Below are 20,930 nucleotides of genomic sequence, written 5' to 3'. Positions count from 1 at the left end.
CGGTTCCCTCCCGGTTCAGAGCGCGGGCGCCGTCGCCAGCGCGTCGGTCAGAGCGGCGGCCACGGAATCCACGTCCGCGTCGGACAGTCCTTGGTGCTGCGGCAGGCAGAGCGTCGCGGCGGCGGCGTGCTCGGCCCGTGGCAGGCGCACCCCCGACCCGTACGCGGCAACCTCGTGCAGCAGGGGGTAGCGGAACGTCGTGTAGATCCCGTTCTCGTAGAGTTCGCGGGCCACCCGGTCGCGCACCGACGGATCCATCTGGACGGCGTAGAGGAAGTGCGAGTGCTCGTGCCCGGCCGGCGGGCGGGGCGGCAGCCGCACCGCTTTCACCTCCGCCAGCGCGGCGTCGTAGCGGGCGGCCACCTCGCGGCGCCGCCGGACGAACGCGCCGAGCCGCTCCAGCTGCACGCACCCGATCGCGGCCAGCACGTCGTTGAGCACCGCGCGCCGCGAGAACGAGCTGACGTCGAAGTCCCACCATCGGGTCGCGACGCGCATCGCCTGGTCGAAGCCGCTGCGCTGCTCCATGCCCAGGAACGCCAGCCGGGCGGCGCGTTCGGCGAGTGCCGGGTCGCGGGCCCAGAGCATTCCGCCGTCCACGGAGACCGCGATCTTGCCGTGGTCGAAGCTCCACACACCGATGTCACCGAAGGTGCCGCATGCCTGCCCGTCCACCCGGGAGGCGACAGCGTTCGCCGCGTCCTCAATGAGCGGGAGGCCGCGGCGCCGGCACAGGTCGGCGATGGCCGCGATGTCGCCCGGGTGGCCGGCGTAGTGCAGTACCAGGACGGCCCGGGTGGCCGGGGTGAGGCAGGCGGCGACGTCCTCGGCGCTCGGGTTGAGGGTGTGCGGGTCGACGTCGCAGAAGACCGGCCGGGCGCCGCTGGCGGCGACGGCGTTGGCGGCGCCGACGAAGTGGACGGTGGGCATCACCACCTCGTCGCCGGGGCCGAGGCCGAGCAGCTGCACGGCGATGAAGGTCGCCTCGGTGCAGGTGCTCGTCGAGGTCACCTGCCCGGGGTCCGCGCCGAGGTGCTCGGCGAACATCCGCTCGAACCGGGCTGTTCGGGGGCCCCGGCCGATCCAGCGGCTCTCGAAGACCTCGCGGACCGCGGCCAGCTCCGCCTCACCGAGTTCGGGCTGCATCACGTTGATCGTCGTGGCCATGTCACTCTCATCTGCTCGCGAGGGCATGCGGCGGGGGAACAGCGCGGTGGCCGTCGTTCCGGCGACACCGCGATCGTGGATCGGTGTCAGCGGTGGATGACTCGGTCACCGTAGGCAGCGGCGAGAGGGCCCTTCAAGACGTCGCGGGCAGGTCCGCAACCTCGGAGAACGCGGATGCCGGGCGGGTCGTCGCGACGACCGGACGTCGGACGCATCTGTTGACCCGGCCACCCTCATGCGTTACTACGCGCGACCCGGCGCCGGCGGGCCAGTGGTGGTGGGTCTCGCACGACCGGGTGTTCCGGGAACGCTGGACCGGCACCGAGGTGGCATCGGAAGCGGGACGGCTGCCGGCGCCTCGCGGCTGGGACCGCCCGAGTGCGCCGAGGTCCGGCGGCTGAACGCCACCGATCCAGGCAGCGTGATGGTCACAAGCGGGCGGGCCGTCATCGCGTTCAGGGATGGTGTGCGGGGTCCGGCGAGCCCGCAGCGACTGGCGGTTCGCCGTGTCGACCCGTACGCCTTCGTCCGCCGTCAGGTGCAGCCGCACCGGGGCCGGCCGCACTCGCGGGGCCAAGTCCTGGGCGGCTGTGGAAACCCGGGCGGGCCCTGATGGGGTCCTCCCGGTCCGGGACACCGTGGGGCAACGGCGGCGGCCCCGGCGGAGGTCTGCATCGTGACCACCGCCGGGGCCGCCATCTGCCCGTTCACTGTTCGATAGACGGATCAGCCGTCGCGGAACTGGACTCCGAACCCGCCACGGGGGTACTCCCAGCGCAGCGCTCCGGGCGCCGCGACGGCGGCACAGGTGCCGCATTCCAGGCAGGCCGCATGCTCCACTTCGAGGCTTCCGTCCGCGCCCACGGAGTAGACGCCCGCGGGACAGCAGGAGATCAGGCGCTGGACGGTGCCGGTGGACCGGGCGATCTCCTGGTCGACGACGATGTGGCACGACTCGTCGTCCGTGACGAACCGGTTCACGGCGAGCCGCTCGGGCAGGGACGGCAGTTTCACAGCGCCCTCACCGCTCCCCATGCGTCGAGAGCAAGGTTCTTCAAGGTCACCGGAGATCCTTTCAGTGCGTGGCGGGCCACCGTGAGGAGGCTGCGACGGGGCGTCGCGTCCAGCCCGAAGACGCCGTGCATCACGTCGGCCAGGAGCGGGCCGTAGTCCTTGTAGAGCCGAGGGTTCTCCATGAAGGCCGGGGCCTTCGCGTAGGTCTTGAGATCCGCGCCGGCGAACGAGGCGTCCAGGGACGTTTCGTAGCCGGCCAGGCCCGCGGAGGACGTGTCGTCGGCCGCGAGCGCGGCCGTGATCGCGCCCGCTGCACTGATCGCGGACTGCGCCGCCAGATCCATCCCCCGGACGGTGAGTCCGTTGTTGATGGTCATGCCGGCGGCTTCCCCGACGATCAGCAGGCCGTCCCAGGTCACTCGCCCGCGCATGGCGAGCCCGCCCTCGGCCACCAGGTGGCATCCGTACTCGGACAGCTGGCCACCCTCGACGTACCCGGCGATCAACGGGTGGGCGAGGAAGTCGTCGAAGATCTCCGCCGAGGACAGCCCCTTCTCCGTCAGGTCGTCCAGCCGCAGCACCACGCCGAGCGAGATCGATTCGGTGTTGGTGTACAGGAACGCGCCGCCACCGACACCCTTGGTGACAGAGCCGACCAGGGCCAGGGCCGCGCCCCGGTCGCCGGTCAAGCCGAACCGCTCCTCGATGCTTCGCCGCGGGAGGGTGATGTGCCCCTTCACGCCGACCGCCAGGTGGTGCAGCGGGGGAGCCGTGCGCAGACCGGCCCCGCGGGCGAGGAACGAGTTCACCCCGTCGGCCGCCACCACCACGCGAGCCCGCAACTCGTCCTCGCCGGCCCGTACGCCGACGATGCGCGGATCGGCCGCGGAGCCCTCGCGGAGCAGTTCGTCGACGCGGATGCCGGGCATGACCATGACACCGGCCTGCTCGCACTGTTCGCCGAGCCACGCGTCGAGGCGACCGCGCAGCACGGTCACGGCTGTGCCGGTGTTGCTCAGCCGGGAGTCGGTGTAGTCGACTCCGACCCAGGACTCGTCGTTCACGAAGACGAGCTGGTTGCGGTCGATCCGGCGCTCGACCGGTGCGGTGGTGAGGAAGTCGGGGAAGACCTGCTCCATCACCTTGGCGTAGAAGACGCCGCCGGACAGGTTCTTCGAGCCCACCTGTTCGCCGCGTTCGAGGAGCGCGACCGAGTGGCCACTCTGGGCGAGCAGATAGGCGGTGACGCATCCGGCGATACCGCCACCGACCACGATGACGTCGAAGTCCGGCTCTACTGGGGTGGTTCCCATCACGCGTTTCCTGCGAGTTCGGCGACGAGTGCCGGCAGGACCTTGTAGAGGTCGCCGACGACCTGGTAATCCGCGTCGTCCATGACCGGGGCGGACGGATCGGAGTTGATCGCGACGATCGTTCCCGAGGCCCGGACCCCAGCCATGTGCTGCAGCTGTCCCGACACTCCGACGGCCAGGTACAGGTCGGGCTGGATGTGCGCGCCGGAGATGCCGATGTAGCGGTTCTTCGGCAGCCACTCCAGCCCCTCGGCGAGTGGCCTGGTGCAGCCCAGCTCAGCGTCGAGGGCAGTGGCGAGATCCTGTGCCAGGGCGAGGTCGGCCTGCGCCTTGACGCCACGACCGACACCGAGCACCCGGCGCGCCGCGGGCAGGTCGACCGCCCCGCCTCCGGTGGACCGCGCAGAGACCAGGGTGATGCTCTGGGGGGTGGCCTCGACCGCTGTGATCGGTGCCGCACCGGCCTGGGCCGTCACGCCACCGGCGTCGATCATCAGCGCGACGGGGCCGTCGAACACGGTCGTGCGCTGGGCGATTCCGCCGTAGACGCCGTGCTGGACGACCACCGTCCCGGCTTCGGTGGAGACCTCGTCGACACCGACCAGGACCGGCGCGCCGATGGCGCCGGCAGCCGCGCCGAGTAGGACCCGCGACGCCGGGTCGCGCCCCGCGAGCAGGACGCCGGGCGCCGAGGTGACGATGCCGGCCACGGCCGCGGCGTACGCCTCGGCCGGAACCTGTGGCGCTGCCTCGATCCAGCGCACCTCGTCGACGCCGCTGTGCGCGACGCTCTCCGCACGGGCCGTGTCACCCACGACCAGTGCCACGACCGGGCCGTCGAGTGGAGCCGCGATACCGAGTAGCCGGTCCACGCCTCCGGTGGGGGGAACGATCAGGTAAGTGGGCATGTCATTCCCCTTTCCGGAGAGCCAGGACGCCGTCGGCGCGCAGTGACTCGAGCAGTGTGCGCGCGGCCTCGGCGGGGTCGGTGGCGTCGATGCGGACCCGGCGACGTGCGGGAGGGTCCAGCGGCCGGGCGCTGCGGACCGCGCCCTCACCGGCGTGGGCGTCGGCGAGATCGGTCACGGCGATCACCTCGACCGGCTTCTTCCCCGCTGCCAGGACGTCCTTCATGCCGGGGGCCTTCACCGCGGCCGCGTCGGTGGACACAGCCAGTACGGCGGGCAGGCCGGCGGCGAGCTGTTCCTCCTGATCGCCGACGACCCGGGTCAGGGTCACCGTCTCCTGGCTGATGCTGACCTTGTCGGCGTCGGTCAGCGTCGGCCAACCGAGGATGCCGCCCAGCATCGCGGGGACGAGTTTCGCTCCGGCGTCGATCGACGAGTCGCCGGTGAGGATCAGGTCCACCCCGCCGATCCTGCGTACGGCCTCGGCGAGGACGGACGCCGTGCGGGTGGCGCCGGCTGACGTCAGTCCCGCACCGGTGACGACCACCACTCGATCGAGGCCTCGCGCCAATGCGGTCTTGGTCGCCATCGACGCCGCCGCAGCGGGATCGCCGACCGACAGGCCGATGAGCTCGGCTCCGTTGCTGTCGGCCAGCTGCCGTCCGACCGCGATGGCCACCGCGTCGTAGTCGCTGACCACCGGCTTCGCCCGGCTCATGTCCACGACCCCGTCGGGGCCGACGTTCGCTTCCTGCGGATCTCCGGCCCACTTGTAGGCCACTGCAATCCTCAACTGACTACTCCTGCTCGTTCCGTTTGGTGCCTCAGGCGCGGCGCGTGCTCTTCAGCAGGCTCTTCGCGATCAGGATGCGCTGTACCTCGTTGGTACCCTCGTAGATTTCTGTGATCTTGGCGTCGCGGTAGAACCGTTCCACCGGGTACGCCTCGGTGTATCCGTTGCCGCCATGCACCTGGATCGCCTTGCCGGCGACCCGGGAGGCCATCTCCGCGCAGAAGAGCTTCGCCATCGCCCCGGCGGTGGCGTGGGGGAGACCCTGGCTCTCCAGCCAGGCCGCTTGGTAGACCAGCAACCGGCCGGCCTCGATCTCGGTGGCCATGTCGGCCAGCATCCACTGGATCGCCTGCATGGAGCTGATGGGGCGACCGAACTGCACCCGCTGCTGCGCGTAGTCGGTCGCGGCGGCCAGTGCGCCCTCGGCGATGCCGAGCGCCTGCGCCGCGATCCCGGTGCGACCGCCGTCGAGGGTGCGCATCGCGATCTCGAAGCCCTGGCCCTCCTTGCCGAGCAGTGCCGACTTCGGCAGGCGGACGTCGGAGAACATCAGGGGCGGCGTGCTGGAGGCGCGGATGCCGAGCTTGCGCTCCCCTTCCCCGATGTCGAAGCCGGGCAGGTCGCGGTCGACGATGAAGGCGCTGATCCCCTTGTGGGCGGGCCCCTCGTTGGAGGTACGCGCGAAGACCACGAAGACCTTGGCGTAGCCGGCGCCGGTGATGAACACCTTCTGCCCGTTGAGCAGGTAGCCGTCCTCGGTGGGGACGGCCGTGCTCGACTGCGCTGCCGCGTCGGTTCCGGCCCCGGGCTCGGTGAGCCCGAACGCTCCCATCGTCTCGCCGGTCGCCATCCCGGGCAGGTAGGCCTGCTTCTGCTCCTCGGTGCCGTAGTGGAGGATGGGCCAGATCGCCAGGCTGTTGTGAGCCTCGACCATCACCGCTGTCGTGGCGCACGCCTTCGCGATCTCCTCCACAGCGATCACGTAGCTGAGGGCGTCGAGGCCCGCACCCGAGTACTCGGTGGGCACGAACATGCCCAGCAAGCCGAGTTCAGCCAGCTTCGGGATGGTCTCGAGCGGCGGCCTGTGGTCGCGGTCGATCTCAGCGGCCAGGGGGGCGATCTCCGACTGGACGAATTCCTTCACCGAGTCCCGGATGAGCTGTTGCTCTTCGGTCAGCTCGAAACGCACGAGTTCTCCTCTGCGGACAGTGGGCTTGCAAAACGCCGCTGGAACTCCGCGGCGAGGTCTTCCCGGAAAGTGGGGTGGGCGATCGCGATTAGCCGGCGCGCCCGCTCCTTGAGGGTCTGGCCCCAGAGCTGGGCGATACCGAACTCGGTGACGACGTAGTCGGTGTCACAGCGCATCGTGCTCACCGCTGCCCCCGGTTCGATGAAAGGCACGATCTTCGAGGCCTTGCCGCCGCGCGCGGTCGACGGGATCGCCATGATCACCCGGCCGCCCCGGCTCAGCGTGGCACCCCGGACGAAGTCGGCCTGGCCGCCGATCCCGCTGATCTGCCGCGGGCCGACCGAACCGGCGACGACCTGTCCGGACAGGTCGACCTGGATGCAGGAGTTGATCGCGACCATGTTGTCGTTCTGGGCGATCACTCGGGGGTCGTTGACGTAGTCGACGGGTGCCGCCTGGATCAGCGGGTTGTCGTCGACGAAGTCGTAGAGGCGCTGTGAACCCATCAGGAAGGTGACCACACAGCGGCCGACGTTGATCGACTTGCGGGCGTTCGTCACCACGCCGGCCTCGATCAGGTCGACGATGCCGTCGGAGAGCATCTCGGAGTGGATGCCGAGGTCCTTCTTGCCTCCGAGCTGGGCCAGGACCGCGTCCGGGATCGCGCCGATGCCGAGCTGGAGGGTGTCGCCGTCATGCACCAGCTCGGCACAGTTGCGCCCGATGGCGGCCTCGACCGGACCGATCGGCGGCCGGGGCAGCTCGATCAGCTTCACATCGGTCTCCACCACGACGTCGAGGCGGCTGACGTGCAGGAAGCTGTCGCCGTGCGTACGCGGCATGTTGGGGTTGACCTGCGCGATGACCAGCCGGGCGGCCTCGGCGGCGGGTTTGGTGTAGTCGACCGAGACTCCCAGGCTGCAGTAGCCGTGTTCGTCCGGCGGGCTGACCTGGACCATGGCCACGTCGACAGGCAGCGAGGTCCGCAGCAGTCGCGGGGTCTGGTGGAAGAACACCGGCGTGAAGTCAGCCCGGCCCTCTTCGATCGCCGTGCGCGTGGGGCCGCCGGCGAACAGGGCGTTGTGGCGGAAGTTCGCGGCGTACCGCGGCTCGCAGTAGGCGGTCGGACCCATCGGGAGCAGGTGCACGATCTCCACGTCGCGATAGGCCGCGGCGTTGGCGACCATCGCCTCGACGAGCACCTCGGGGGATCCGGCCGCGTGACCGAGCACGACACGGTCGCCCGGCTTGATCCGGGTGACAGCCTCGGCGGCGGTGGTCAGCCTCGCCCGGTACAGGCTTTGCCAATCCATTGGTGTTTCTCTCCTGCTCAGCTCTGAACGGATGCGGGCCGCCGGTCGGCGGACCAGGGGGCGGACCGGGTGGCGTTACGATCAGCGGCTCCGCGCATCAACCGCAGCGCCTGGAAGATGAGGTCGTCGCTGACGCTCTGGACCAGCCGGACCTCGGTGACACCCTCGACCGCTCCGACCACTTCTTCACTGACCAGGTATTTCATTGAGTAGTCGGTTCCCGGGCACCCCGCACAGGCGCCCAGCAACCGGATGTGGAGCACACCGTCCTCGGTGAGGCGGTCGACTTCCACGTAGCCCCCGTGGGCGTGGATCGTCGGTCGGACCCGGGCATCGAGGACCTGCTCGACCTCATCGAGAAGGTGGCTGTTCATCATGGGCTCCCCGGCGCTCAGTAATCGATGCCGACGACGGACTTGGCCAGGTTCTTCTTGGCTCCGAGGTCGGCCTGCCGGCCGATCATGATCCGCTGGGCCTGGGGGGAACCGGCGCCGTGCAGCGACTCGGTCAGGTACGCAACCCCACCGGTGCCGAGGCTCATGTTCTCGATGAAGCGCAGCACCTTGAACCGGTCCTCGGTCGGCACTCCGGCAACGCCCTGGAAGTACTTCTTGACGATCGGTCCGAGCTCGGGGTGGTTCAGGTCGGTCTCCGACGGAGCCGTGACCATCAGGCCGCCGGCGATGTCGGAGGCGAGGCGCACGATCTCGTACGGGAACCGGGTCACGTTCTGCTTGCACACGTTGGCGAGCATGAGGTCGACCAGGTAGTTGCCGCTCGCGGTCGCCTTGCCCTCGAACGAGCACGCGAGCCCACAGGCCCACAGAGTCTCGTTCAGGTGGACCATCTCGATCAGCTTGTCCTTCACGTGGGATGCCCGGGCCACGCCGCTGTAGTCGGCGGCGAGCGCTGCGGCACCGATGAGGACGTCGGCGACACCGGTCTTGCAGCCGCCGTAGCTCTGGCGGTGATAGCCGGCGAAACGCTCGACCAGATCGCCGGAGAACTCGACCTCGCCGTCCATGAAGATCCGGTCGTTGGGCACGAACACGTCGTCGAAGACGATCAAGGCTTCCATGCCGCCGAACCGGGGGTTGCCGGTGTCGAGCGTGCCGTCCTCCAGCTTACGGGTGTCGCAGGACTGGCGTCCCACGATCATGAAGACGCCTTCGGCGTCCATCGGGACAGCGAAGGCGACGGCGTAGTCCCGGTCCGCCTCGGTCATCGTCTGGGTCGGCATCACGATCATCTCGTGGGAGTTGCTCGCGCCGGTCTGGTGTGCCTTCGCCCCACGGACGACGATGCCGTCCGCGCGCCGCTCCACGACGTGGACGAACATGTCCGGGTCGGCCTGCTTGTGGGGAGGAAGTCCGCGGTCGCCCTTGGGGTCGGTCATGGCACCGTCGGCGACCAGATCGTTCTCCTGCAGGTAGCGCAGGTAGGTCAGGAAGCGCTCGTGGTACGGGGTGCCCTTGGCCTTGTCGATGTCGAAGGTCGTGCTGAACACCGCGTTGAGGGCGTCCATGCCGACGCACCGCTGGAAGCAGGAGGCGGTCATCTGCCCGAGGACCCGCTGCATCCGGATCTTGTTGGTGAGGTCTTCGGTGCTCTGGTGGATGTGAGTGAACCGGTTGACCCGTTCGCCGGTGAAGGGAGACTTGGTGGTGGCGAGATCCCTGTACTCCGGGTTCTGGGCGAGATCGTAGGTCGCCTTCAGAGAGTTGAGCGAAGGACGGAGGATGGGATGGTCCACCGGATTCTCGATGCGCTCACCGAACATGTAGATCTTCAGGTTGAGGCTGCGGATGCTCTCGACGTACTCTTCGCCGGTTTTGAGTGGCATTAGGTTGGCTCCTTTGCGATGGATCGTGTTCGCGGGGTGCCGCCCGGGAACCCGCCTCTGCGGAACACCCGCCTCCCGGGCTGTTCCGGGCGGGCAGGGGAACCGCCGCGCGCGATCAAAGGTCGTTCTCGTGACAGGACGACGTGGCTGCAGGGACTACCTGTGCCGGTCTTAACGTTCGGCCAGCGCCGGCGAAGTCGTAGAAGACCACGGAAAGTCGATCGGAGAAGCTGCCGCCGGTCGAACCGGAGCGCTTCAGATGCTCGGCGTCGTGGCCGAGGGCGACCTCAATGATGATCTTGCTGGCGGGAGCACGTGATCCTGCACGGCTGCCATCGCGCACTTCCTTGCTGCATCTGTTTACCGGTCGACACCGGTGACCGACCCACTCGGATCAGCTCTCTTGATCATGCTGCGCCCCGATGGGAATCAACAGGTCGATGTCGGCCACACTTCAGATCAGAAGATGTCTGCGATCAACACATAGTGGAGGTGCCTCGTGGCCCGCGGCGTCGAGAACCCGGAGACGATCCGGCTGGCATCGCCTTCTCCCGGGGCCATCCTCAAGGTGATCCAGGACTGCGGCGCAGATCTGGTGAGCATCCGGGACCGGCGCGTCGTCCTGCAGGGCGTCGTACGGCGGGCCCGCTTGCTGCTCGGCTCCGACATGGCGTACATCAGCCTGAACGACCTCGCCCGCGGCGAGACCTTCATCCACACCACCGACGGCGTCCGCACCGAGGCGTACCGCGCGATCCGGATGCCCCTGGGCACGGGTGTCCTCGGCAAGATCGCGGCAGGGAAGTCGGCGGCCCACACCATCGACTACCTCACCGATTCCGACCTGGCCCACTTCCCCGAGATCGATGGAATCGTCGCCGGAGAGGGGGTGAGAACGGTGACCGGCGTCCCCATCCAGACCCGCGGGCGCATCGTGGGGGCGCTGCTGGTGGCGCATCGGGCCCGGGCCGTGCTGCCGGAGCGGGGACGTTTCGCCCTGGAACAGCTGGCGGTTCAGGCGGCGATCGTGATCGACCAGGTGGCGCGTTCGAACGAGGTGGAACAGTTGCGGGACGAGATCGGTGCGCGAGACGCCTCGACCGCGAGCCGCCTCCGCGAGTTGGAACGCATGCTCGACCTCGACGACAGTTTGATGGGCGGGCTGGTCAGCGCGACGGACCCCGGCGGCGTCCTGGAGGTCCTCGCCGGCATCCTGGATCGGCCGGTCAGCCTCTACAACCCGGCCGGCGACCTGCTGATGGGCGAGCCCGTGCTGCCCGACAGGTCGACCGTCGAGGAGAACCAGCAGGTGAACGGGGCCGTCAACGCGTCGTCGACGGCCGCGGAGCCGGCCACGCTGCGACTGCGGGACGAACAGTTCACGGTCATGGGCATCGCCGCGGGCAACAGGCACCTCGGAACGCTCGCGATGCCCGGCGCAGGCGGCGCGGAATCCGGACTGCTGCGGCGTGCCGCCAGTTTCGTCGGTGCGGCGATGCTGGTGGAGAGCACACTCGCCGACGCCGACCAGCGCGCCGATTCGCGGCTCATCGAGGACCTGCTGATGTCGGATCCCGATCGGCGCCCGGTCGGCCTGATGCAGCGGCTGGCCGAGCACGGCATCGGCCAGCGCACAGTGGTCACCTCCCTGTGCATCCTCACCGCTGACGGCGGCGTGTCCTGGGACCCCGGGCTGGTGAGGAATGCCCTGCGCGACAGGCGAGCGATCGTCTCGCCTCACGCGGGACATGTCTGTGCCCTGATCGCGAGCAGCGACGGGTGGGCGCTGGGTGAAACCGTGCGGGAGGTGCTGGTGCGGTCGGATGTCCGCGCCGCCATCGGGATCGCACGATCGGAGGGGGTGGTCCCCGGCTGCCTGAGGCCGGTCCACCAGGAGTCCGTCGACGTGGCCCGGGCGGCGCTGGCCCTCGGCTCGGCGCAGGTGGTGCAGGTGCACGACGTGACCTCCCTCGGCGTCGCCGGCCTGCTGCTGAGCGGCGCCGACCCCGCGGTTGCCGACCACGTGATCGGGCGTTTCGTCGGTCCCCTTCTCGATTACGATCAGCGGCGTGGCACCCTTCTGACCGAGACCGCCTGGCACTACCTGGAACACCAGGGGCGACTCGCCTCCGCCGCGGAGGCGCTGCACGTTCATCCGAACACGCTCAAGCAGCGTGTGGCCCGGATCGACAAGCTGTTGGGCAGCGGGTGGCGGCGGACGGCATCGATGGTGGACACCCAGTTCGCGTTACGACTGTGGCGGTTGCGCCAACGGGCGCACTCGACGTCCGGCTGACACGGCGGGCTTCGGGCCGGGCAGTCCGAGACGCTTCAGCCCGTCGAACCACGGCAGCACCTCGCGTGCGCTGCTGCAACGTGATGGCGGGCCGGGTGGCAGGAGGGGGCCGTGACCAACGACCCGTCCTACTCCGGGTTTCGCAGACGATGATTATGGCGCCGCCACCAATGACGATCGTGCGAGCCGACGAGCAAGCGCGAAAGCGAGGACAGCAATGAGGATCAGAGGAGCCGTACTCGAGGAGATCGGCCGGCCGGCACCGTATGCCACCAGCCGCCCGATCACCATCTCGGAGATGGAACTCGATCCGCCGGGGCCCACCGAGGTGCTGGTCCGTATCGAGTCGGCAGGCATCTGCCATTCCGACCTGTCGGTGGTGAACGGTGCCCGGCCCCGGCCGGCTCCCATGCTTCTGGGGCACGAGTCGGCGGGCATCGTGGAGCAGGTCGGCTCCCAGACCCACCTCGAGGTGGGACAGCGGGTCGTCATGGCCTTCCTCCCGCGTTGCGGCAAGTGTTCCGGATGCCTGACCAACGGCCGGCTGCCCTGTGTCCCCGGCAGCGCCGCCAACGCCACCGGGACGTTGCTGTCCGGTGGCATCCGGATCCACCGGGAAGGTGGATTCGTCCTGCATCACCTCGGCGTCTCCGGTTTCGCGACCCACGCCGTCGTCGACGAACGTTCGGTCGTGCCGGTGTCCGAGAAGGTGCCCCCGCACATCGCCGCCGTCCTGGGCTGCGCGGTTCTCACCGGCGGCGGAGCGGTGATGAACGCCGGGAAGCCCGACCAGGGCGAGGACGTCGCCGTGGTCGGCCTGGGTGGGGTGGGCATGGCGGCAGTGATCACCGCCGTCGCGCTCGGCCGTGGCCGGGTGATCGGGGTCGACGCCCTGCCGGACAAGCTTGAGAAGGCCAGGGAACTCGGCGTGCAGGCCACCTACACTCCGGAAGAGGCCATCGCCGCCGGGATCAGGGTGCCGGTGGTCATCGAGGCCGCCGGTCACCCCCGCGCGCTGGAGACGGCGTTCGCGATCACCGCTCCGGGCGGGCGCACCGTGACCGTCGGGCTGCCGCACCCGGAGGCGAAGTCCGCCATCTCGGCCGCGGTGATGACCGCCGAAGCCAGAACGATCATCGGGAGCTACCTGGGCTCCGCCATTCCCGCCCGGGACATCCCGGTCTACGCCCAGATGTGGCTGGACGGCAAGCTTCCGGTGGAGGCCCTGATCTCCAGTCACATCACGCTCGACCAGATCAACGAGGGGATGGACGCTCTGGCGCAGGGCCACGCTCTGCGGCAGATCATCGATCTGTCTTGAACGTCACACCGGTGAACTGTGTGACAGGCCGCCATACCTGACGATTAGTATCCGCAGCCGTGTTTTGTCTATTGCGTCACTGGCCGCGGAGCGATGTGTTCCTGCTCCGCGGTCGGTGAACAATGAATCCAGGGCCATCGGCCCGGACTCGTCCTGACGATCGACAGTAATCCACACGTTCTCGTGAGGCGTATGATTTCGTGCGTGCCCGGTGAATCAAACGGGCGCTCGAGACGCTGAGGTCCGGGCCCCGACTCGAGCAGGAAACGTGGTGGGAATCCACACGGTGCAACCACTGTGATGCGCCCCGTGAGGTGCTGATCCGGCACGCCTGCCGACTTCAACATCCTCGAGCAAGGAACCTGGTCATGAGTCACTTCTCGGTGACCCCGACCGCGGACGTTCCTTGCCTGATCTCGCGAAGGAACAAACATGTCCGTGCTGTCATTGGCGCCAACTTCTGACTCCGAAGCCACCGGCCAGGTGTCGATGAGCCAGATGTTCGAAAAGGCCCGCGCGGCCCAGAAAGAGTTCGAGGAGACAGCGGACCAGGCGTTGGTGGATGCCGCCGTTCGAGCACTCGGTCAAGTCGTTTACAACCGCGCCGAGGAATTGGCGCAGATGGCCGTGGACGAATCCGGGATGGGCGTCTACACGGACAAGGTCGCCAAGTGCAAGGGCAAGTCGAAGACGATCTGGAACAGCCTGAAGGGCAAGAAGTCGGTCGGCATCATCGAGGTGGATGAGGCTGCCGGCATCATCAAGGTCGCCAAGCCGAAGGGTGTCGTCGGTGCCGTCACCCCGGTGACGAACCCTGTCGTCACGCCCCTGTGCAACTCCATGTTCGCGCTGAAGGGCAAGAACGCGATCATCATCACGCCGCACCCGCGCGCGGCGAAGGTCAACAAGTACGTGATCGACCTCTTCCGGGCGGAGCTCAAGAAGCTCGGCCTGCCCGAGGACCTCATCCAGACCGTGGAACGCCCGTCTCTGGACATCACCAAGCAGGTCATGCAGAACGCTGACGTCGTGGTCGCGACCGGCGGGGCCGCCATGGTCAAGGCGGCCTACGCCAGTGGCAAGCCCGCGTTCGGTGTCGGCCCGGGGAACGTCCCGGTGATCGTCGACCGCGGGATCGACTACGACCGGGCCGCGGCGGACATCATCGCCGGTCGCATGTTCGACAACGGCATCATCTGCTCGGGCGAGCAGAGCCTGATCGCGCCGAAGGACGATTTCGACCAGATCATCAGGGCCTTCGAGAAGAACGGCGCCTTCTACATCGAGGACCCGGAGCAGGTCCAGAAGTTCGCGGACACGATCTTCCCGGACGGCGGAGCGATCAGCAGGGACGTCGTCGGCCAGAGCGTTCAGCAGATCGCCGCGATGGCGGGCGTGGAGGTTCCGCAGGACACGAAGATCATCCTGCTCAAGGCGCGGGGTGTCGGCAGGGAGGACGTTCTCTGCAAAGAGAAGATGTGCCCCGTCATGGTCGCCATTCCCTACGACACGTTCGACGAAGCGATGTCGATCGCCCGCAGCAACCTCTTCTACGAGGGGAAGGGGCACACCGCCGCGATCCACTCCGCGAACGACGAGAACATCCGCCGGGTGGGCGAGGTGCTGCCGGTGAGCCGCGTGGTCGTCAACCAGCCGTCGTCGACGGGCGCCGGCGGAAACCTCATGAACGGTTTCTCGCCCACGACGACGCTCGGCTGTGGCTCCTGGGGCAACAACAGCATCTCGGAGAACCTCAACTTCACGCACCTGATCAACGTGTCCCAGATCGGGTTGCGCAATGAGGGCCCGATCCCGACCGACGAGGCGATCTGGGCGGAATGATCCCCAGGGCTGATCCCGGCCGGTAGGCCTGCCCACCCCTCCCTGGGGTGCGGAAGGTACCGTCCTGACCCGGATGAAGCCTCTCACCTTTGGTGACGAAGGGGCCTGTGCGGACGTCGAGTCCGCACAGGCCCCTTCGTGTGCTTCCCGCCGTCCCGGCAGCCTGTCGCCGATCAGGGGCAGGCCAGGTCCGGGCGAACGCGACGGCCGCCGAGCCGCACACCCTCACCGAAGGAAACCGATCATGCTGACCGGCCTCAGCGCCTTCCCCCTCACCCCCTTCGCCGCAGACGGAACGGTCGACGAGAAAGCCTTCACCGCGCTGGTGGATCGCCTCGTCGCGGCCGGGGCCGACTCGATCGCACCGCTCGGATCGACCGGCTCGTACGCCTACCTGCGCCCGGAGGAACGCGCCCGGTTGACACGCCTCGCCGTGGCACACGCCGCCGGTGTCCCGGTCATGGTCAGCATCGGCGCGACCCGTACCCGTGACGTCCTCGCCCTGGCCGAGGACGCGCAGAAGGCCGGTGTGTCGGCCGTGCTGCTCGCGCCGGTGTCGTACCAGGCGCTGACCGCCGATGACGTCTTCGGCCTGTACGAGGACGTGACCCGGGAGCTGTCCGTGCCACTGGCCGTGTACGACAACCCGGGAACCACCCACTTCACCTTCACCGACCAGCTCTACCAGGCCGTCGCCGCACTGCCGAACGTGGCCTCGATCAAGATCCCCGGTGTGCCTGCCGACCCGGCCGCGGCGAGGGCCCACGTCGCCCGGCTGCGCGATCTGCTTCCCGCGCACGTCACCCTCGGGGTCTCCGGCGACGCGTACGGCGCCGGAGGACTGGTCGCCGGCTGCGACGCCTGGTACTCGGTCGTCGGCGGCACCCTCCCGCAGCCGGCGCTGACGATCACCCGCGCCGCGCAGGCCGGCGACAGCGCCACGGCGACGGCCGAGTCGGCACGGCTCCAGCCGTTGTGGAACCTGTTCGCCGAGCACGGCGGCAGCCTGCGGGTGGTCGCGGCCGTCGCCGAGTACCTGGGCCTGGTCACCGCGCCGGCCCTGCCCCGGCCGATCCGCGGCCTGTCCGCAGCCGCCCGGGCCGAGGTCGTGGAGGTCATCGAACGGCTCGGCCTGACCGGATGAACTCGGGCTGGACGTACGCCAATACCGGGGCCCGGCTGTCGGAGATCGTCGGCCTGCTGCTGGCCGACGTTGACCTCAGCCTCCGAAGCGGTCCGTCTGCGCGGTAAAAGCGGCAAGGACCTGGCCGGTCGATTACCGCGGGGTCACGGCCGGGCTGCGGCGGAAGGCCCGCACCGTGGCCACCAGGCCGCCGATGACGGCAACGGCGAGCGCGGCGATCTGCACCACGGAACCGAGGAACACGAGGAACTCGCCGGGCTCGGCGAGATGCTCGGCGGTGTCCGGTGCCGCGAACGCGCCGAACGTGATGAACGCGGCGACGAGCAGGCCGAGGATGACGATGTAACGGCTCGACACGAAGAGCACGATGAGACCGGCAGCCGCGGTGATCACCGCACCCGGCGGGACGGTGGGGTAGTCGGCGCCCCCAGCGATCTGCATGAGGATGGAGACCGCGCACAGCAAGAGGCCTTCGGGGCTCAGCACGTTCGGAATGCTGAGCCCCGGAGGCTTCCTCACCGGTCCGCCTAGCGTGCCGGAACGGCCAGGATCGACTGCACCGTGGCGGTCACGACACCGGGCGCCTCCGCCGGATCGAGACGGCCCAGACGGATTTCCTCCGCGGCGCCGTGCAGGATGTACTGCACCGCGTTGACCAACCACGTCACCGGCAGATCGGTCCGGAACACGCCGTCACTCAACACCATCGTAAACAGCCTTGGCGGATCCTCGGCTACGCCGGCATCCCGGTTGCCCATAGGGAGCCGGGATGGCCGAGCGCTGCCACGGCTAGGGAGAAGAAGGCGCCGGCGAGCAACACGGCGCCCGTGGCTGTGCCCACGACGGCGCTCGGGGTGATCGAACGGGACCGGGCCACCGGGACGGAGACCACGGTGGCGAAGGTGACCAGCGCGGCAACCACGTGGACGGCCGGGTACGCGATCAGTGACGCGACCGGGAACAGGTGGACGCCGACCACGAACGCGATCCAGACCGGGATCAGCTCTCGGTGGCGCCGTACCGTGAGCGCCACGGCTCCGAGCGCGGCGGCTGCGACCTCCACGCCCACGATGATGCCGAATGCGCGGCTGGTGGGGGCATCGAACACGCTCCCGTCATGCCAGTACCGCCATGCCAGCAGCCCGCCCGCGATCAACACCAGGTAGGACACGACCGTGCCGGCGATGAGCGGCTTGCGCCAGGCAGGCGGTGGAGCCTCCTGAGCCCAGCCGAACCAGGCTGCGGCGAAGAAGCCGAACACCGCCGTGGTCACCGCGGCGTCGCGAAGGTGCTCGGCGAGCATGTCGTCTCCCCGGGAGCTCAGCGGATGTCACCCAGGACAGTAGTAGGGCCATGAAACTGGGCACAGCGGCCGTCGTGCTGTGCGACTCACCCCGCAGCGCCGCCGGATGCTGCTCATCCGTTCACCGGTCATCCGTTCACCGGTCATCCGTTCACCGGACGACGAGGACCGGGCACGGTGCGTGCTGAACGCATTGCTGGCTGACCGAACCGAGCATGATGCCCGCGAACGTGCCGTGCCCGCGACTGCCCACCACCAGCAGATCCGCTCCGGTGGCCGCACGCACCAGCGCCTCGACCGGGTGACCTTCGACGACTTGGGCGAGCACCTTGCCGGGATGCGACGTCTGAGCGGCGACCTCGGCGATGGTGTCGTCGAGAACCCTGACCATCGTGATGGCGTACGTGTCACCTTCGAACGCCGCGGAAGTCCAGCCGAAGGCCGTTCCGTGTTTGGCGGGATCCTGCCAGCTGGTGATCGCTTCGACGGTCGCGCCTGTCAGCCGTGCCTGATTCATGGCCCACTTCAGTGCGTTCTTCGAACCCGGCGAACCGTCGACTCCGACGACGATGCGGTGGGTGTTCTCGACAGCGTGGTCTGCCATGTCCATTCCCTTCAGCGGTGTAGTGCGCGGGCGAGGTGGTGTACGCCTTGCGGGGTTACCGAAGGCGTATACGGGTTCCTCCGGATCTCCATGGCCCATGTTCCGTCGCGCGTTCAGCACGTCGGCGGAAACGAGCGGAGAGCGGCGCCACCTGCTCAGGGCGGCCGGCCGTGCTCCGGCCGCGGCCTCCGCGGCCGCTCGGTAGAGTCTCCAGCTCAGCGACGGTGGGTCTCGGCGGCCACTGGGGTCTTGGGCGGCACTTCGACCGTACGCTCTCTTTGCCGCGCCTGCCGAATCTGGGCGCGGCTCCACTGCCGGGTGTCGTGAACAGGGGTAGTGTCGAGGTGTCGCCCGAGACCCCGGTGGCCAGGTAGTTGGCTGCTGTGCGTGTTCGGCGTTTCTCGCCTCCGCAGCGATCGGCTGCGTTCCTCACGCAGATTGTTCTCGGGCACGAGTATCCGGCTACGGCCGAAGTCAGGATCCCCACCATGTGGTACCTGTGGATCGCCCTCATCGTCCTGTTCGCCATGGCGTTTCTCGCTGTGAAGGTCGTCAAGCAGTACGAGCAGGGCGTGCTGTTCCGGCTCGGCAAGGTCATCGCCGTCCGGAAAGCCGGCCTCACCGTGATCATCCCGTTCGTGGACGTGCTGAACCGGGTGAGCCTGCGGATCGTCACCATGCCGATCCAGTCGCAGGGCATCATCACCCGCGACAACGTCAGCGTCGACGTCTCCGCGGTCGCCTACTACCGGATCGTCGACGCCGAGAAGTCAGTCGTGGCGATCGAGCATGTCGGAACGGCGATCAACCAGATCGCCCAGACCACCCTGCGCAAGGTCGTCGGCCAGCACACCCTCGACGAGACCCTGTCCGAGACCGACCGGATCAACGTCGACATCAAGACGATCCTGGACATCGCCACCGAGGACTGGGGCGTCCAGGTCACCCTGGTCGAGCTGAAGGACATTCAGCTCCCGGAGAGCATGAAACGGGCGATGGCGCGGCAGGCCGAGGCCGAGCGGGAGAAGCGCGCGAAGATCATCGCCGCTGAGGGTGAGGCGCTGGCCGCCGACGCACTGGGCACCGCCGCCGACATCATGATGGCCCACCCGCTCGCCCTGCAGTTGCGCAACCTGCAAACCCTCGTCGAGCTGGGTGTCGACAAGAACAGCACCGTCGTGTTCCCGGCCCCGCTGATGAGCACCATCGGTGAGCTCGGCTCGTTCCTCGCCCGGGAGAGTGCCGCGGCAGCCACGCCGCCCGGTATGCCGCTGATCAACGGCGTACCGATGACGCCGACCTCCTGACGGCGGCATCTCCCACGTGGCGTCCGTGATCGGTGACGGCGAGGCGAGAAACCAGCTTTTCCCGAGTAGAGGAGTCCTGTGGGCCGCCGGGCGAGGGGGCCCGGCGGCCCACAGGAGTCCGTGCGGTCAGGCGGCATCCATGACCTGGACGTCGTGCAGCTCACCGGCCATCATGTGCAACCGCTGGACCGGCACCTGGACGCGCAGGATCGGGAACTCGTCCAGTTCCTCCCGCGTGGCGTGTTCCAGGATCGCGCGGTGCAGTGCTGCGAACCCGTTCTCGAAATCAAGGTGGCGGGTGCCGAGGTCGTGCAGTGCCGTGAGGGCCCGTTCGATGGCGGCTCCCTCCAGCAGGCGAGCCACACCGACCATGTTCCCGGTGGCGGTGCCGTTGCGGGTGGCGGGATGGACTACCACCCGTGCGCCGCGCTCGTGCAGGTGAACCAGCTCGGCAAGCTCCGCGAACTGCCGCTCTCTTTGCGTTCCCTGAGAGCGTTCGACGCCGGCGCACAGCCGGCGGATCTCGTTGTGCTGCTCCAACAGGAGGTCGATGACGTCGGAGTAGCCCATCAGAACCACCTGGCCGCATCACACGGATGGGTGGTGGTGTGCGAGGCGATGTGGATCGAGAACCTCATGACCGAACCCCGGATCTTGAATCAGAACGATGAAACGCCGAGGTCCGGAGCGTTGTGGTTGACATCTCCACGGTACTCCGCCTCCCGCACCGAATGCCGCGGCGCCGTGTCGGCCTCCCGCCCGGCCGCTGAGAGAGCGAAGCGTCAGTCAAGCTCCGGTGGGGTGGTCTGGTCGTTGACGATGGCCTGTGCGACCTCGGTCAGCTTGCGGTTGTGATTCCGGGCGTAGTTCCGGATCCGGGTGAATGCCCGGTCGACGGTGATTGCTTGGGCGTAGGCGACGGCGCCTTTGGCCTGTTCGATGATGATCCGGCTGTTGAGCGCGCCCTGAAGTTGTTCGGTCAGTGCTTCGCCGCGACGAAGAGCACGTTCTTGCAGCAGTGCGATGGCAGCCACATCCGCGAGGGACTGCACAATCGGTACGTCCGCGCCGCTGAAGTCGCCGCCTTTGGTGTCGCCGAACACGTTCAACGCCCCGATGACCTGGCTGCGCAGCCGCAGGGGAAAGGCGTGCACGGACTGGAACCCGGAGTCGGTCGCGCGCGGCGCGAACCGGGGCCACCGGGCGGTGGCGGTGCTCAGGTCGACGTTGATGACCGCCTGCCCGGTGCGGTAGGCCTCGAGGCACGGGCCTTCCCTGGTCTGCAGTTGGAACAGTTCCAGCAGCTTGACGTTCTCGTTCGACCCGGCCATGAACTCGAGGTTGCCGCGGCCGTCGGCGAGCATCAGCCCGACGGCGGCCGCGCCGACCAGGTCCGCGGTCCGGTCGGTGAGCATGTGCAGGAAGTCGATCAGGTCGAACTCTTCGACAAGGGTGTCGGCGACCTCGACAAAGATCGACGCTAGTGCGTTGTCCATGAACGTTTGCCGGGTCTGAGGTTCAGGCGGCCTTGAGTCGGGGTCGGCCCCAGCGTTGTTGTCGTTGGCTGCGGACG

Annotated in this window: 20 protein-coding genes; 5 read left to right on the top strand and 15 right to left on the bottom strand. The window is 68.5% G+C overall.

Annotated elements, in window-relative coordinates:
- Positions 1–15: 15 nt before the first annotated feature.
- From AB0I88_RS20465 to AB0I88_RS20425, 9 genes are all read right to left on the bottom strand, one after another.
- Positions 16–1,167: a DegT/DnrJ/EryC1/StrS family aminotransferase gene (locus tag AB0I88_RS20465; protein ID WP_361026491.1), complete on the bottom strand. Its 1,152-nt coding sequence runs from the start codon at positions 1,165–1,167 to the stop codon at positions 16–18.
- Between the two features lie 726 nt (positions 1,168–1,893).
- Complete coding sequence (locus AB0I88_RS20460) at positions 1,894–2,181, bottom strand: 4Fe-4S dicluster domain-containing protein (RefSeq protein ID WP_361026489.1); 288 nt, start codon at positions 2,179–2,181, stop codon at positions 1,894–1,896.
- Positions 2,178–3,494, bottom strand: a complete 1,317-nt coding sequence (locus AB0I88_RS20455) for an FAD-dependent oxidoreductase (protein ID WP_361026486.1) — start codon at positions 3,492–3,494, stop codon at positions 2,178–2,180. Before AB0I88_RS20455 ends, AB0I88_RS20460 begins: the two co-directional genes overlap by 4 nt.
- On the bottom strand, positions 3,494–4,402 hold the full coding sequence (locus AB0I88_RS20450) for an electron transfer flavoprotein subunit alpha/FixB family protein (RefSeq protein ID WP_361026483.1): 909 nt from the start codon (positions 4,400–4,402) through the stop codon (positions 3,494–3,496). Before AB0I88_RS20450 ends, AB0I88_RS20455 begins: the two co-directional genes overlap by 1 nt.
- Position 4,403: 1 nt before the next feature.
- Positions 4,404–5,195, bottom strand: coding sequence for a hypothetical protein (locus tag AB0I88_RS20445; protein WP_361026480.1), 792 nt, complete (start codon positions 5,193–5,195; stop codon positions 4,404–4,406).
- Between the two features lie 31 nt (positions 5,196–5,226).
- Positions 5,227–6,384 (bottom strand): acyl-CoA dehydrogenase, encoded by a 1,158-nt coding sequence (locus AB0I88_RS20440; protein ID WP_361026477.1) that lies wholly within the window; start codon positions 6,382–6,384, stop codon positions 5,227–5,229.
- A complete protein-coding gene (locus AB0I88_RS20435; protein ID WP_361026474.1) occupies positions 6,369–7,697 on the bottom strand; it encodes an acetyl-CoA hydrolase/transferase C-terminal domain-containing protein in 1,329 nt (442 codons plus the stop codon). Before AB0I88_RS20435 ends, AB0I88_RS20440 begins: the two co-directional genes overlap by 16 nt.
- Positions 7,698–7,714: 17 nt before the next feature.
- A complete protein-coding gene (locus AB0I88_RS20430; RefSeq protein ID WP_361026471.1) occupies positions 7,715–8,071 on the bottom strand; it encodes a NifU family protein in 357 nt (118 codons plus the stop codon).
- 17 nt (positions 8,072–8,088) lie between these two features.
- A complete protein-coding gene (locus AB0I88_RS20425; RefSeq protein ID WP_361026468.1) occupies positions 8,089–9,540 on the bottom strand; it encodes a 4-hydroxyphenylacetate 3-hydroxylase family protein in 1,452 nt (483 codons plus the stop codon).
- 499 nt (positions 9,541–10,039) lie between these two features.
- Here AB0I88_RS20425 and AB0I88_RS20420 point away from each other — a divergent pair, with 499 nt between their 5' ends.
- The 4 genes from AB0I88_RS20420 (at position 10,040) to AB0I88_RS20405 (ending at position 16,143) form a co-directional block, all read left to right on the top strand.
- On the top strand, positions 10,040–11,836 hold the full coding sequence (locus AB0I88_RS20420) for a helix-turn-helix domain-containing protein (RefSeq protein WP_361026465.1): 1,797 nt from the start codon (positions 10,040–10,042) through the stop codon (positions 11,834–11,836).
- A gap of 217 nt (positions 11,837–12,053) precedes the next feature.
- A complete protein-coding gene (locus AB0I88_RS20415; RefSeq protein ID WP_361026462.1) occupies positions 12,054–13,157 on the top strand; it encodes an alcohol dehydrogenase catalytic domain-containing protein in 1,104 nt (367 codons plus the stop codon).
- A 432-nt stretch (positions 13,158–13,589) separates the two neighbouring features.
- Positions 13,590–14,999 (top strand): aldehyde dehydrogenase family protein, encoded by a 1,410-nt coding sequence (locus tag AB0I88_RS20410; RefSeq protein WP_361026459.1) that lies wholly within the window; start codon positions 13,590–13,592, stop codon positions 14,997–14,999.
- A gap of 244 nt (positions 15,000–15,243) precedes the next feature.
- A complete protein-coding gene (locus AB0I88_RS20405; protein ID WP_361026456.1) occupies positions 15,244–16,143 on the top strand; it encodes a dihydrodipicolinate synthase family protein in 900 nt (299 codons plus the stop codon).
- A gap of 132 nt (positions 16,144–16,275) precedes the next feature.
- Here AB0I88_RS20405 and AB0I88_RS20400 read toward each other — a convergent pair whose 3' ends face one another.
- The 4 genes from AB0I88_RS20400 to AB0I88_RS20385 all read right to left on the bottom strand — a co-directional run bounded on the left by AB0I88_RS20400 (position 16,276) and on the right by AB0I88_RS20385 (position 18,170).
- Complete coding sequence (locus AB0I88_RS20400; RefSeq protein ID WP_361026453.1) at positions 16,276–16,629, bottom strand: hypothetical protein; 354 nt, start codon at positions 16,627–16,629, stop codon at positions 16,276–16,278.
- 41 nt (positions 16,630–16,670) lie between these two features.
- Positions 16,671–16,850, bottom strand: coding sequence for a hypothetical protein (locus AB0I88_RS20395; RefSeq protein ID WP_361026450.1), 180 nt, complete (start codon positions 16,848–16,850; stop codon positions 16,671–16,673).
- A 26-nt stretch (positions 16,851–16,876) separates the two neighbouring features.
- Positions 16,877–17,446 (bottom strand): hypothetical protein, encoded by a 570-nt coding sequence (locus AB0I88_RS20390; protein WP_361026447.1) that lies wholly within the window; start codon positions 17,444–17,446, stop codon positions 16,877–16,879.
- Positions 17,447–17,597: 151 nt separating this feature from the next.
- A complete protein-coding gene (locus AB0I88_RS20385; RefSeq protein WP_361026444.1) occupies positions 17,598–18,170 on the bottom strand; it encodes a universal stress protein in 573 nt (190 codons plus the stop codon).
- A gap of 368 nt (positions 18,171–18,538) precedes the next feature.
- Here AB0I88_RS20385 and AB0I88_RS20380 point away from each other — a divergent pair, with 368 nt between their 5' ends.
- Positions 18,539–19,357 (top strand): SPFH domain-containing protein, encoded by an 819-nt coding sequence (locus AB0I88_RS20380; protein ID WP_361026440.1) that lies wholly within the window; start codon positions 18,539–18,541, stop codon positions 19,355–19,357.
- 126 nt (positions 19,358–19,483) lie between these two features.
- On the opposite strand, the gene AB0I88_RS20375 is transcribed toward AB0I88_RS20380, so the two are convergent.
- The gene (locus tag AB0I88_RS20375; protein WP_361026437.1) at positions 19,484–19,927 is read right to left on the bottom strand and encodes a hemerythrin domain-containing protein; all 444 of its coding nucleotides are present in this window, start codon (positions 19,925–19,927) and stop codon (positions 19,484–19,486) included.
- A gap of 212 nt (positions 19,928–20,139) precedes the next feature.
- Positions 20,140–20,853, bottom strand: coding sequence for a GAF and ANTAR domain-containing protein (locus AB0I88_RS20370; RefSeq protein WP_361026720.1), 714 nt, complete (start codon positions 20,851–20,853; stop codon positions 20,140–20,142).
- Positions 20,854–20,930: the final 77 nt, after the last annotated feature.

This window comes from Actinoplanes sp. NPDC049802 (assembly GCF_040656595.1).
Classification (GTDB): Bacteria; Actinomycetota; Actinomycetes; order Mycobacteriales; family Micromonosporaceae; genus Actinoplanes.
This window is presented reverse-complemented; position numbering and strand designations above follow the sequence as displayed.